This is a genomic window from Parapedobacter indicus (assembly GCF_900113765.1).
Taxonomy (GTDB): Bacteria; Bacteroidota; Bacteroidia; order Sphingobacteriales; family Sphingobacteriaceae; genus Parapedobacter; species Parapedobacter indicus.
This window is the reverse complement of the sequence record NZ_FOQO01000002.1, coordinates 224059-237861: the sequence shown is the minus strand read 5'-3', so window position 1 is coordinate 237861 and position 13803 is coordinate 224059. Positions and strand designations below refer to the sequence as shown.

Annotated in this window: 10 protein-coding genes; 2 read left to right on the top strand and 8 right to left on the bottom strand. The window is 49.0% G+C overall.

Translation table 11 applies throughout. From position 1 onward, the window contains the following. Window positions 1–48: 48 nt before the first annotated feature. On the bottom strand, window positions 49–1605 hold the full coding sequence (locus BMZ56_RS04725; protein WP_090625779.1) for an SUMF1/EgtB/PvdO family nonheme iron enzyme: 1557 nt from the start codon (window positions 1603–1605) through the stop codon (window positions 49–51). Window positions 1606–1805: 200 nt separating this feature from the next. Here BMZ56_RS04725 and ispF point away from each other — a divergent pair, with 200 nt between their 5' ends. Beyond that, complete coding sequence (gene ispF / locus BMZ56_RS04720) at window positions 1806–2285, top strand: 2-C-methyl-D-erythritol 2,4-cyclodiphosphate synthase (RefSeq protein WP_090624831.1); 480 nt, start codon at window positions 1806–1808, stop codon at window positions 2283–2285. A 10-nt stretch (window positions 2286–2295) separates the two neighbouring features. Here the strand turns inward: ispF and BMZ56_RS04715 are convergent, their stop codons facing one another. From BMZ56_RS04715 to BMZ56_RS04685, 7 genes are all read right to left on the bottom strand, one after another. Then, window positions 2296–3312, bottom strand: coding sequence for an endonuclease/exonuclease/phosphatase family protein (locus BMZ56_RS04715; protein ID WP_143072851.1), 1017 nt, complete (start codon window positions 3310–3312; stop codon window positions 2296–2298). Window positions 3313–3407: 95 nt separating this feature from the next. Then, window positions 3408–5159: a RagB/SusD family nutrient uptake outer membrane protein gene (locus BMZ56_RS04710; protein WP_090624827.1), complete on the bottom strand. Its 1752-nt coding sequence runs from the start codon at window positions 5157–5159 to the stop codon at window positions 3408–3410. 21 nt (window positions 5160–5180) lie between these two features. Further along, a complete protein-coding gene (locus BMZ56_RS04705) occupies window positions 5181–8711 on the bottom strand; it encodes a TonB-dependent receptor (RefSeq protein WP_177195032.1) in 3531 nt (1176 codons plus the stop codon). Between the two features lie 232 nt (window positions 8712–8943). Further along, the gene (locus BMZ56_RS04700) at window positions 8944–10101 is read right to left on the bottom strand and encodes a FecR family protein (protein ID WP_090624823.1); all 1158 of its coding nucleotides are present in this window, start codon (window positions 10099–10101) and stop codon (window positions 8944–8946) included. A gap of 79 nt (window positions 10102–10180) precedes the next feature. Next, on the bottom strand, window positions 10181–10735 hold the full coding sequence (locus BMZ56_RS04695) for an RNA polymerase sigma factor (RefSeq protein ID WP_177195031.1): 555 nt from the start codon (window positions 10733–10735) through the stop codon (window positions 10181–10183). Window positions 10736–10973: 238 nt separating this feature from the next. Further along, complete coding sequence (locus tag BMZ56_RS04690) at window positions 10974–12188, bottom strand: porin family protein (protein ID WP_090624819.1); 1215 nt, start codon at window positions 12186–12188, stop codon at window positions 10974–10976. A 2-nt stretch (window positions 12189–12190) separates the two neighbouring features. Next, the gene (locus BMZ56_RS04685; protein ID WP_218146463.1) at window positions 12191–12769 is read right to left on the bottom strand and encodes an RNA polymerase sigma factor; all 579 of its coding nucleotides are present in this window, start codon (window positions 12767–12769) and stop codon (window positions 12191–12193) included. 152 nt (window positions 12770–12921) lie between these two features. Here BMZ56_RS04685 and BMZ56_RS04680 point away from each other — a divergent pair, with 152 nt between their 5' ends. Next, window positions 12922–13776 carry a hypothetical protein gene (locus tag BMZ56_RS04680; protein WP_245893078.1) on the top strand — a complete coding sequence of 285 codons (855 nt, stop codon included), beginning with the start codon at window positions 12922–12924 and terminating at the stop codon, window positions 13774–13776. Window positions 13777–13803: the final 27 nt, after the last annotated feature.

Here is a 13803-nt window from a genome sequence, read left to right as displayed (position 1 = left end):
CTCAGGCTTTAACATGTGAAGTTACCCGCGAATGTTGATCGCGCTTAACTAGAATATACCTAATACTTTTTTATTGGCTTGACCCCGTTTCCGATTGGCCGGAAAACTGGGTTTCGTTTTCGTGTTCACTTCCGGGGAGCCTACCAATGTCATGGCACAACGGAAGCCGATCATCGCATTGGATTCATCCTGCTGCATAAAGCGACGGGTAGCTGGGTTGAGCCAATAGGCACGGTCATTCCACGAGCCACCTTTGTATACCCTTGACTTATCGTTAACCAGCGTGGTAACACCATAGAGCTCGTCGTTGGTCTCGTCTGCATATCCCCGTACATCGTTGTCAAATGTAACATTCGCAGAATCGGAAACCGATGCTTGCAGTTCTTCCCATGTCTGTTTGCGGGGAGCTTTGGCGGGTACGCGGATGGGGCGGCCATATTTATCTTTTGCCAATGTGCCTTCGGCATCTTCGTATTGCTTATCCATGTATACGTTGCCACGGAAAGGATTAAAGTCTTCGAAGTCTTCGTACGAAAGCTGGCGATACACATCCCTTACCCATTCGTTTACATTACCCGCCATGTTGTACAGGCCGTAATCGTTGGGAAGGTAGCTGGTAACCGATACGGTTATATCACCGCCATCGTTGAGGTATCCGGCCACGCCCATATTGTCTCCACTGGTAGGCTTGAAATTGGCCATCATTAATCCCTGGGTGCGTCGTTTTCCCGAACGAACGCCCAACCCGTTCCACGGATACACTTTGCTACTTTCGATATTTCCATATTCCGTATTTCCGACAAGCCCGAGGGCTGCGTATTCCCATTCCGCTTCTGTAGGTAAGCGGTAAGGTTGTTTGAGAACACCGTCTTCCATGCGGACAGGCCTACGGGCACCGTCTTCTGCACCCGGTCGGTTGTCTTTGGGCATCCGCTCACCATCGATACCTTCACCGCGGTACTGGCCGTTGAGATAAATATCGGTATTGAAAGGGTCTTCGGGACTTGATTGAGATTCTGCCAATTCCCGGTAATCTACCAATGCACCTTTTTCACGAAGAATGTGTTCGTTTACGCGATCCGTACGCCAAATGCAATAATCGTTGGCTTGCTCCCAAGTTACGCCTACCACGGGATAATCCTGGTATGCTGGATGGCGAAGGTAGAGGTCAACGTAGGGTTCGTTATAAGAGAGTTGTTGACGCCACACCAACGTGTCTGGAAGCGCGTTGTAATAAAGTTCTTTGTCTTCTGGAAAGTTCTGATTGAGCCAGTGAAGGTATTCCAGCCAGTCGGCATTAGACACCTCGGTCTCATCCATATAGAAAGATGCCACCGTTACCCGGCGTTTAAGATTATCGTGTGCATAGGTAAGGTCTTCATTTAAGCTACCTCCCATTACAAAAGTGCCACCCTCGATGACAATTAATCCAGGTCCCGGGCCCTCCTTCACTTTTCTGTTTATCTGTAAGCCGCCATTGTACGGATCGTTGTAGGCAACACCTGTTTTAGGTGATACACCACTTCGGTTTTTACAGGCAGTAATGAATATTCCACAAACTAACAATAAAAGGAAAGGTGTAAAATATGTATTTTTTGTTTTCATTCGGTACATCAGAAAGCACTTTCTTTTCTAGAAACCAAAATTAAATAAATTTATTGAAGTTAATCGCATCGGTGCGACTCAAATTTCATACCGTTTGAGTTTGTCCCCTGATTTGTCTATGTTTGGTCGGCTATCGAAGGTTGGCAGTCAGCTATTGAAGGTCCGCAGCTTCATTGCCTTTAAAAAAACAATTTATTCGAATGAAAATAAAAGTAGGGTTTGGTTTTGACGTGCATCAACTGAAGGAAGGGCATCCGTTTGTATTGGGAGGTGTGCAACTGGAACATCATTCCGGTGCGTTTGGGCATTCCGACGCTGACGTGTTGGTTCATGCGATATGCGATGCGATCTTAGGGGCGGCCAATCTGGAGGACATTGGGTACCACTTTCCCAATACCGATGAACGGTGGCGGGGTATCCGTAGTTTGGTTTTATTGACGGAATGTGTGCGATTGCTGGCTGAAAAAGGGTGGATATTGGGTAATATAGATGCCATGCTGTGTTTAGAAGCTCCTAAAATAAAGCCCTATATCCCTCAAATGAAACAACACATCGCCGAAGCGGCAGGCCTGTCGGTCGACGATGTGTCAATCAAAGCAACTACCAATGAAACCATGGGGTTCATTGGTAGGCAGGAAGGTGTAGTGGCGTATGCCGTCTGTCTGATCGAACAGAAGTGACAGCGAACGATCACACTGTATCCAACCAAAAATCCGCAAGTACAGGAAGGTGGTCACTTAGCGCAAACCCGTTTGGATCTTCATTATTCATTCGAAAGCTTCCTTCGTACAACGTTCGGCATTCTTTTATCTGCCCGGAAAGCGTTCCTGCACAATAAATGTAGTCGATCCGTTTGGCTGGTTTGATCGCATTTGCCGTATAGCCGTCGCCGTCGCCAGCAGCTTTAAATGCGTCTACTAGTCGACCACTATTTAAGCGTTCATATTCAAGCGTATCTGGCGTATGATTCAAGTCGCCTTGGAGAAGGATAGAATCAGCATCACCGGCAGCATCGTGTTCGATGGCCGCCTGCATCGCTGAGATCTCTTCCAATCGGATCCGGGTATCGTTTTCCTCTTTTGCAAAAGGCCATAAGTGAGCGGAATGGACAACGATAGATTTCCCGTTTGGCAGGCGTAGTGTAGCTTTCCCCCAATGCCTTGTGAATAGTTCCTCCAGATCACCGTTCTTGTTTGCAAACGGCCTGGTTTCGGAATTCAGGATCTCAAAATTGGTGAGAATGGCTCCAGGGAATTTTCCCTTTCTATTTTTGCCGCCGGGGAAAAAAGCATAATTCATGCCGAGTATCTTCGCCATTTCTGCTATTGTTTCTTCACCGGGCGATTCGGAAAAATTGATGATATTGGGTCGGTACAAAGCCAATTCCTGCATAATCCGAATGGGAATTTGTCCTAACTCTCTTGCCGTTTTAACTAAGGTGCTCTGCTCGCCAGGAGGTAAATCACGACCATTAATACCCTTATAGCCTATGCAGCCATTAAAGATGTTATAGGAGATCGACCTGATTGTTTTTGCGTTGCTCCCGACGTTGCTTTCGGGTACTATCACATTTTGGGCCTGACCGAGTCCCTGCGCAGTTTTCCAGGAGGGTAACATCGTTAAACCGAGGAGTGATAAAGCAGATTGCTTTAAAAATGACTTCCTTGTTGTTAAGGAATCGAGTTCTGTTTTGAGGTTTTTTTTCATAATGGTATTGTGCCTATTTAAATTGATCGTCGAAGGTGGTTTTTAATTCCGAAAAGATTGCCATGAACAAAAGCATGGCAATCCGTGTGTTTTCGTCAGCTGCCGGTATCTTCCCATCCCGGATTCTGCTGCAGATTCGTATTAAGCTGTAGCTCTTGCGTAGGAATGGGGTAGAAGTAATCTTTATCCTCATCCCAGCGTTTGATGATGTCGGGCATATTGACGATGCGTCCTCCGTTTTCACCGTTTTCCAGAACCAGTTCGCCCAACCGCTGGTACTGTCTTCCGGGAACGGCTGCGGGGGCTTGTCCCTGGTAAATAACAAGGTCGATGGTACCATCATGATCCAGGTCATATTCACCGGCGCCGGGGAAATACATACCATAAAACGGTTTTGCCAGTCGGGCGCCTTCTTTCCAACGCATTAGGTCGCGGTAGCGATGGCCTTCTTTAACCAACTCAATGCGGCGCTCGCGACGGATTTCCAGCAATACCCCGGTATTGGTGCCTGTTTCTACGTGCGGGTATTCTTGCAACAAATACGGATCGGGGTTGGCGTTGACAGCCGCTACATCCAGGTTGGGCATGCCCACGCGGTCGCGCAGCAACTTGATGCTTTTGTCGATGTCGGTTTGGGTGATCGTACCTAATTCCGCTTTGGCCTCCGCAAAATTGAGCAGCACCTCGGCATACCGGAAGATGGGCATATCATTGGTGGATTGACCGGAGTCAAACGCCGGCGCCAAAACATACTTCACGTATTGGTAGCCCGTTACGCTGGTGGCAAAGTCGGGAACAGAAACCTCATTGCGTCCGATGCGTTTGTATCCCGGCGTGCGGATAGTCTGGGCCATTCGCGGATCACGGTTTTGGGTTTCTTCGAAGAATTGCATGGTTCCGTACCCCGGAATGTCGGTAAAGCGGCTTCCATCCTTCATCAAGTAACTGTTCACGACTGATTTCTGCAATCCGGGGCGACCGTATGAGGCCGACAGGATATAGAAGTTGGCCGAGTGGACGAAGGGTACGGATGCATCGTATTGCCGCGCAAGAATCATCTCGCTGGTAATTGCATCTTCGGCGATAAACAGTTCCTGATAAGCGGTATTTGGGTCACTCGTATAAATAGTGTAGGTTCCCGAATTGATGAGCGCTTCTGATGCAGCAACACATTGCTGTAAGATTTCCTCTGCGTCACCCAAACCGTGGTACTTGCGGAAGGTGCCTTCAAACAGGCACATACGCGATTTGAGTGCCAGCGCTGTCCATTTTGTAATCAATTGACCGCTTTTTGGTTCTTGGCAGTTGGCAATGGCGAAGTCGATGTCTTCCAGCATGTTGGCAAAGACCACTTTGCGTGAGTCGCGTGCTTTGGTGAGGCCCTCGTCGTCAATCTCCAGTACGGAGTCGTACCAAGGCACGTCTCCGAAGCGGACCAGCTTATCAAAATAGAAATACGCGCGGAAAAACCGAGCAATACCATCGTATTGAAGTCTGGCTGCTTCATCCGCGCAATTATGTGAATTCTCCAAGTAGAAGTTGATACGCCGCAGTTCCGCCCAATCCCAACCTCCTCCACTGGACGGCGTTTCGCGGGTACCTTGTATTTCGGCTGCCAGTGTATTCCGGGCCTCGTCATCTGCTTGGTTGGGGTTGTTGTAGTGGATGGCCAATGCATCTGGCAACCTGTTATAGAACGCATTGGTGTAATTCTGTAATTCCGCCGCGGAGCGGAAATAATTTTCCGGGGCAAGCTCGGCAATGGGATAACGCTCGAGGTATTCATTGTTGCACGATAGCAACGCAGCTGCCAGCATTCCGAAAATATAGCTATGTTTAATTTTCATGTCGTTTTCTGAGGATCGTTATTAAAAAGAAATCTGTGCGCCAAATGAAATGACCCGCCCCATGGGGTAGCTCCGTCCGGTATTATCGGTCATCACCTGCTCGGGATCGATGTAATCTGATTTGAGCTTGGTCCACGTGTGCAGGTTGTCGCCTGTTGCAAATAACCGTACATGGCTCAACTTCACCCGATTGATCCAGTTCGTCGGCAGGCTGTAACCGATGGTGAAGTTGCGCAGTTTGATATACGCAAGGTCTTGCAGGTACATGTCGTTTGCCGTGGAAAGTTCCGAGTTTTGGGCGGTATAGCCACGCAGAAATGGAAAATACGAGTCGGGGTTTTCGGGCGACCAGATCTTATCGGGGAAGTCTGACGGGATAAACGAGTCGTATGGACGGGCATAAACAGACCAGAAGGCCTGGCTTTCTAAGTTAGGATACCAGTGTTGGCGACCGATCCCCTGGAAGAATACCGACACGTCGATGCCGTTCCAGCTGCCCCCTAAGGTAAGACCGAAGGAATAACGCGGCTGGCTGTTGCCGATGATGCGCCGATCGCCCGGATCGTCAACGGTATTCAATCCCTGATTGATGATGCCATCGCCGTTCAGATCGAGGATCTTAATGTCGCCCGCCTGGAGCATGCGTAGGTCCGCTGTAGGAGCCTGCACGCGGCGGCGGTTGATCTGATCTTGGTTTACCTGTGCGGCCCATGCCTGTGCCTCTTCGGTAGTTTTGAAGAAACCTGCATAATGATACCCCCAGATTTCACCCAGCTGCTGACCTACGTAGTAATTGCCGGGGTTGAGTAAACGTGCAGGATTGCTAAAACGCGTGATTTTGGAGGTATAATCGGACAGGATGCCCTTAATCGTATAGGTAAAGGGTTTGCCAGCCACTTGAAACTGGTCTTGCCAGCTTGCCATCAGGTCAAATCCTTTCGTGCGCAAATCGGCAGCGTTTTCCAACGGCTCCGGAGCACCGAATACCTCGGGTAACGTACGGCTAAGGCTCAACATGCCACGTGTGTTGCGAACGTAATAGTCGGCCTCTAAGGCAAATCGGTTCTTGAAGAGGTTGACATCCAACCCGATGTTGCTGGTCGTGATGCTTTCCCATGTAAGGGTGGGCGACACGGGTAGAGGCTGGTTGGTTACATTCAAACGTTGTCCGTTTACGAGGTAGTTGATCTGGTCGGTATTCATGGAAGCAATATAGGCGTAATTGCCGATTTCATCATTTGCCTCCTGGTTGCCGAGTGAGCCGTAAGAATAGCGGATTTTCAAGTTATTCACGGTATTCTTCAAGGGTTCAAAAAAGGCCTCTTCGCTGATGCGCCATCCTGCGGAGAACGAGGGGAAAAAGCCGAATCGGCTACGTTTCGGAAAGCGTGACGTACCGTCGTAGCGGCCGCTGGTTTCGAACAGGTACTTGCCTGCATAGTCGTAGTTGAGTCGGTAAAATCCACCCCGTACCGCCCATTCATCCGCTCCGCCGAGGAATTGCTTTTCGCCGATCACAAGGTTGAGGTCGTTCAGCGATTCAGACAGCAACTCTTGCCCAACGCCGCCCACGCGTTTGTAGGTGCGGTCTTCCTGGTTGAAACCGGCCATCGCTGTGAGGTTGTGCTGGCCAAATTGAGTTTGGTACGTACCAAATACGTTGATGAAATGCCAGTAGTATTTGCTCATGGTTTCGGTTAACTTATCCTGGTTGAGTGCCCCCAGATTGGATAGTTCCATGACGCCCGGATATTTGGAATAGTACTGGCGGGTTTGCCGATAAGAGTAATCCGACCGATATTCGCGATACGTATAGTTTCCGGTAACGGTAAGGCCTTTGGCAAGTTTGAATACCGCTTCGGTAATGTTGGTCAATTCCGTACCCTTGTTATAGCCGTGCATGGTTCCACTTTCCAGGGCATTGTGCAGGCCGTAGCCAATCGGATAACTGTTGATGCCCGAGTAACCGGTGAGCGTGCCGTCGGGGTTGCGCGGCACATACATGGCATGGTAGTGGTACGTAGCGCTGTTGCTGACGTTATTGTCTACGTCGTTAAAGTTGGTCGAAAACCCGTTCCAATCGTAGGATGACTTAAAGAAGTGTGTGTTGTTACTCACGGTAAGCCATTTACGGATATCGGTAGCCACCTTTGCACGCAGGTTTTGCCGGTGAAATTCATCCGGTCGGATATTGAAAATTCCCTGTTCTTTGGATAGTGCGCCCGAAAGTGAATAACTGGTATTCCCACTTCTGCCCGAGAGTGTCAGGTTGTGGTCCTGTTTTGGCCTACTGTCGTTGTATAGGTAGTTAAACCAGTCGAAGTTGGCGTAATAACGGTAGATGTCCTGACCGCTCGCATCCTGTTTAATGACCACCCACGGCCGCTCGGGATTCTCGGTCTTATCATTTACCCGTGCCAGCAGTTCTTCGTAATCTTCGTCCGTGTACCGCGTAGTGCGGTAACCTAGGGCGTTGTACATCGCGTCGTCGTTGATTTTGGCATTCCAGTAGCCCGACGTGATGAAGTCTGTTTTTGTGGCGTGTGTGGTATAGCCGATGTTCGTAGAATAGGTGATGTCGGTGCTTCCGCTTTTGCTGCCCGTTTTGGTCGTAACCAAGATCACACCGAATGCTCCTCGTGCACCGTATACCGCGGCGGCCGAAGCATCCTTCAATACCGTAACCGATTCAACATCGTTTACATTGACGCGGTCGAGCGTACCCAGTACCCCATCAATGAGAATCAGCGGTCCGCCGCCGTTAATAGACGTGTTGCCGCGTATATTAACGCTTCCGCTGGTGCCCGGTTGTCCCGATCCGAATACCACATTCAGATTCGGTACGTTGCCCTGAAGGGCTTTGGTGAGTTCGGTGACGGGACGTTCCTCAAATTCTTTGCCCGAGATCGTGCTGACAGCTCCGGTGAGGTTAACTTTCTTTTGTTCGCCATATCCCACCACGACCACTTCGTCCAAATCGCTGATCGACGGCATGAGCTGTATTTGCAGGTTGGTTGATTGCCCCACCTCCGTTTCATACCGTTGATAGCCGATGATGGTAAAGGTAAGCCGCTGTTCTCCGTTGTTGAGCTGTACCCTGAAATTCCCTTCTGCATCACTTACGCCCACGGTGCGGCCCGCGTTTGTCTGTATGGTGACACCTTCCAGTGGTTCGTTGGTCTCGGAATGTATTATACCGGTGATGGTCCGTTGTTGGAGGGCCGGAGCTTCGATCACAGGAGCTGCTGCAGGTGTTGTTTTATGCCGAATGAAGATGTTGTTGGCGACAATCTTAAATGAATAGGGTTGCCCCTTTAACGATGCAGCGAGGGCTTCTTCGACGGAGGCGTTGGTAACCTGCACATCCACGCGGATGGAGGCCAGTTCGGGGTTATTGTGGACAACTGCATAGCCGGTTTGTTTCTTGATCGACTGGAAGACCGACGAAAGTTGGGTGTTGTGGGCGTGCAGGGTAACGCGTTGTGCCAGACTTGCAAGCGAAGTCTGCATGAACATCCAAGTGAGAACTGCAATCGTTAACGAAAATCGCATGATGATTGTTGTAGTGCGCCAATTGCAACCGGATAACCGCCAGGATAGCGCGGTTGTTGCATACCAATTAAATTTCATTACTTTTGTAATGTTTGAGTGAATACTATTATTATTATCAGCTTAATTACTAATGGGTTGACTCAACGTCTTTCGCGTCTTCTGATTGCCGTCAGAAGACGCGTTTCCCTTCTCATGAACAGTCAAAAAATAATCGTCATCGGACCTCCTTACGTTAGTGGTTAGTTATTATGATCCGCGTCTTACCATCGATGGAAGAGACACGGTGTTTAAAATTAAAAAATGACAGTAATTCCAGCGGTGTGTCGGCCGTGGTATTTCGATTCACCTCGCCATACAGCTTGTCTTTGGGAAGCTTGCCGTCGAAGACGACTTCGACATCGTACCAGCGGGCAAGCTGGCGCATCACTTCGTCGATGGTATTCCCGTTAAATCGAAATAATCCATTTATCCAGGCGATGGCTTGGTCCGTCTCCACGCGCCTGACCGTCGGAGGCAGCCCCGACCCGTCAACAAGCGACTCCTGCCCAGGCGAGAGCCGGATGGCATGTGCCGCCTTATTAACGGTGATATCCACGCCCCCTTCAATCAATGTTGTCTTAGTGCCCAGCTCGTCGGGGTAACTATTGATATTAAATTTTGTCCCCAGCACGGTTACGGTCTGCCTGTCTGTAATCACACGGAAGGGTTTGCGGGAATCGGATTCGACTTCGAAATAAGCTTCTCCTGTTAAGGTTACGGTGCGATCCCGCTCAAAATGGTTGGTAGCATATTTCAGTGAAGAAGCTGAATTGAGCCAAACGCGGCTGCCATCGGGCAGGGTAAGTTTATATTGACCACCTTTGGGTATATTCATCGTATGGTAGTTGGGCTCGGCGGAGCGTTCGGTTGATTTGGCTGACCGTTTGTAAAATAAGCTGCCTTCGCTATCCTTGACAAGTTGATCTCCTGCTTCCTGTCTCAATGTTCCCACAGTCATTTCATCGAGCGAAATGACACGTCCATCTGGAAGGGTTAGGGTAGCCTTGTCTGACCCCGGTAAAATGTGCTTTGCTTCCAAGGGAACCTCTTCTTTTGTGTGACTGAATGGCGGTACGGGTCCAGAGAGCTTCAGGGTGATGCCGATGGCTACGGCGAGCACCGCAGCAGCTGAAAAGTAATGAAACCAGCGAAGCGTACGGCGGGTTGGACGGGGGACCACCTGCGTACGTATGGCGCGAAGGTCTTCGCGCATCTCGTTATGGATGGAACTGCCCATATGAGGATTGTCAATCGCTTCGTACCATTGGTCGACGATCTCCCGCTCGGCATCGGTACATTTCCCCGCCAGATAATTTTTCAATAGTTGGCGTATTTTCTCGTCTTCCGTCATGATACCGGTATGCTGTTGGTGCACACGGAATCATAGTCAGTTGAGCCGCGGTATGGGAGTAGGGAAAAAGGCGATTTTTTTAAAATAAATTGTAAAGTGTTGTGAGCAAACCAATTATTATGGTGCCGATTTTGGGTTTTAGGATTTTTAAGGCGTTGGCGACCTGTTTTTTTACCGTAGTTTCAGATAGGTTGAGATTTTTAGCAATTTCCTTATGGGTGAGCTGATCTTGTCGGCTCATTCGGAAGATTACCTGCATTTTATCTGGAAGATCAGACACAGCTGTTTCGATTACAGCTGATAAGTCGCGTTCACGCACAAGATGGTCGGTAGTTGAGACACCTACGTGAAGGCGTTCGGATAAGTCTTGGAGAACGTTTTTGCTGACCGTTTGATGCGCAATATAATTAATAGCCCGATATTTTGCGGCGGTAAACAAATAGGCCGAGAGGCAGGTGTCTGCTGGTAATGTTGGGTGTTTTTGCCAGAGCGAGGCAAATAGTTCCTGGACAATGTCTCTGGCATCTTCACGGCAATCGATTTTTTTCCGGAGCAGCAGGTAGATTGGCTCCGCGTACCGCCGATATATCTCGGAAAAGGCTTTGCTGTTGCCGCTGCGAAGGTCGGCAACCAACTTGGTATCCGTTATTGTACGATCAGAAGGCATTACATTATGCATGTTTGAATATCCGCACTGCAATCACAAAGTCACCTGGCATTGTTCAAAGATATCGAGACAAAACCAATCATACATTATCAAAATGTTAACTATTTGTTTATCAATAATTGGCCATAGGTTATTGTTAACCTGCTACCAAAAGTAAGGAACATGAGTGAGAAATAAAAATGATCTAGTCATCTATCCCTGCATGTCACCGATCACGCCGAGTCAGGTCAATATCGGCAGAGATGGCTACACCTGTGGAGTAAAGCTTGATGTTACCGTTGCCGATTCCGGTTAGCGGCACCTTCACAAACGGTTGTACCGTAAGGGAAAGTGACGCGTTCAGCTGCCGTCGGTATCCGATGGACAGATTGCCGACGCCTAATAGATGCCGATTCCGGTTATGAAGCGTATAGGGTTTTTGCAGGTAGCCGTATTCATGGGGTGGGTAAATGTAATTATAGGTTTCCCGGAGCATGAAGTAACTGGATATTCCCCCCGATACAAAGAAGGATGATTGATCATATTGTTTGAGGGTTATATTTGCCAGGATGGGAATGTCCAATACGCCACAGTTGGCCTCAACAAGATCGGGAATAGCGGCACGATCGCCCCAACTAATGGTTGGCCGGTAATCGGCGAAATCAGCCCGATACAATTTTTTTGCATAAAGTGCGCCGCCACTGATACTTAACCAATGATTAAAACGATAGGTAGCGATGAGCCCCACATTTCCACTGAGCTTTCCGCTCAAGGGCTGTGTGCCGGACAAATCGGGAGCGGCGATTACGCTCAGTGCCCAGCTTCGTTGGGAGGTATTGGATCGCTCTCCATTTGCGCGACGAGGGGTAGTTTCGTCGGACACGATGGTAGCTGGAATGGTGCGCGCGACGGCCGGTATTTCGTTCCCATTACTAGAAAGGTGGGTGACGGTATATGCGACTATCGGTTTGTGATTTTGTACCGGTGAAAACAGCGGTGGAGGCAAAGTTGCTGGACTCCCGGGATACAGAGGTGCAGCATCGATGGGCTTTTCGCTGATTGCTGCCCCGTCAGTTGGTGTGTTTAAAGCCAGTTTTTCTGTTTCAGCCCCCTTGCCGCGTATCGATGTCGGTGCATTGGGGGGTACGGTGTTTGGGGCGCCGGATGTATCCCGGGAGTCGGGCGTGTTCCGCTGGACCGGACCTGAGGCGTTTTCTTGGATATCTTTCATAGAAGCGTGCCGATCAGTAGGCCACAAGATAGCAGCGAGTACCAAAGCAGCGGCCACCCCGCTGGTCATCCAGATAAGCAACGGCATGTTCCGTTTCTTACGTGGACGCATCTTATTTGCCAGCATTTCCCAATCTTTTTGATCAAAAGGAAGATCTGGGGCGTGCAAGCCGTCCTTGAAAAGTTTATCGATAGGGTGTTTGTCTTTCATCTTCAATCCTTGTTATCCTCCCAGTTGTCTACCGCTGTCCGCGTACGTTGATCCAATAACTCCTGAAGTCTTCTACGCGCTTTGTGCAGGTTTGACTTCGAAGTGTTTACGGTGATACCCAGCATCTCTGCAATTTCGTTGTGACTATAACCGTCAATTGCATAGAGATTAAATACAGTTTGATAGGCTGGGCTCAGTGATTGAATCATGACCAGTAGCTCGTCATAAGCCAATTTTCCATACACGCTTGCTTCACTTCCAAGGTTTTCATATGCTGCTACATCATCTTGTTGTACAAATTTAAGACTCGCCCGATAGTAGTCAATGGCCGTGTTCGTGATGATTTTACCCATCCACGACTTAAAAGGTTTCGATTCGTCAAAGCGGTCAATGTGGCTGAATATTTTCAGGAAACTTTCGCTCAGGATATCCGATGCTTCGTCCGAGTTGTGGGCATACCGCCTGCATATCCCCATGGCATAGCTATGGAAATGCTTGAACAAAGCATATTGGCTCTCCTGATTGTGCTTTCGGCAACCGGCAATATACTCTTGTACTACCTCTTCATTAATTGTCGGCAAGCTTTTTTCTCAGTTTTTAGCAATAATACGTTGAATTTCAGCAAAAGGTTGCCTCCGTGAAAATATTTTTTTTATTCCACGATGACAGGCAACCAATCCTCCGTTTTTGCCGTATTGAGGAATAATGAACAACCCATAAAATTGATGAGATCATGGTAACGACGAAATTCTACTCACTTCGATTTGCATGGATGGCGGCCGCAACGGCTTGCTTATTGAATGTTTCCTGCAATGACGACGATCAACCCGAACCGGAACCCGAGCAAACCGGAATTTTGGTGAAAACCGATGCTTCGTTCGGTTCGATCCTTACAGACAGTGTAGGGCAGGTATTGTATGTGTTTTCAAAGGATGCAGATGGGAATTCGGCATGCGCAGGTAATTGCTTGTCGTTATGGCCTAAATACTACAGCAGCCATGCGGCGTCGAGTGAGGGAATCGAAAGCGATGACATCGGTACCGTCGTTTTAGCAGATGGTTCGTTGCAAACTACGTATAAAGGCTGGCCCCTATATTATTATGCCAACGACGAAGCACCGGGCGATGTACAGGGAGACGGTGTGGGTGGTAATTGGTTTGTGGCCAAACCGGATTATTCGGTGTTATTGGTTCAAAATCAATTGGTGGGCGGAGATGGTACGGCTTACAAGGCTGATTTGACACCCGGCGAGGGCATGACATACTATTTGGTGGATGCCTATGGCAGGACTTTATACGGTTTTGTCAACGACCGGTACAATACCAATAATTTTACCAAACCCGATTTTAGCAACGACGCGGTTTGGCCCATCTACGAATCGGCTGCCCTGTCAGTACCTTCTACCCTTAACGCCGAAGATTTTGCAGAAATCACCGTCCATGGACGGATGCAATTGACTTACAAAGGGTGGCCGCTCTATTATTTCGGGAGCGACGCCGCTCGGGGCGAGACCAAGGGCATTGATTTTCCGAAGCTGGGCATTTGGCCCGTGTTGAATGCGGAATCGCCGGAGGCTACGGCCCCTTAAAGCACTTTCTGAGAGAAACTAGTAGTA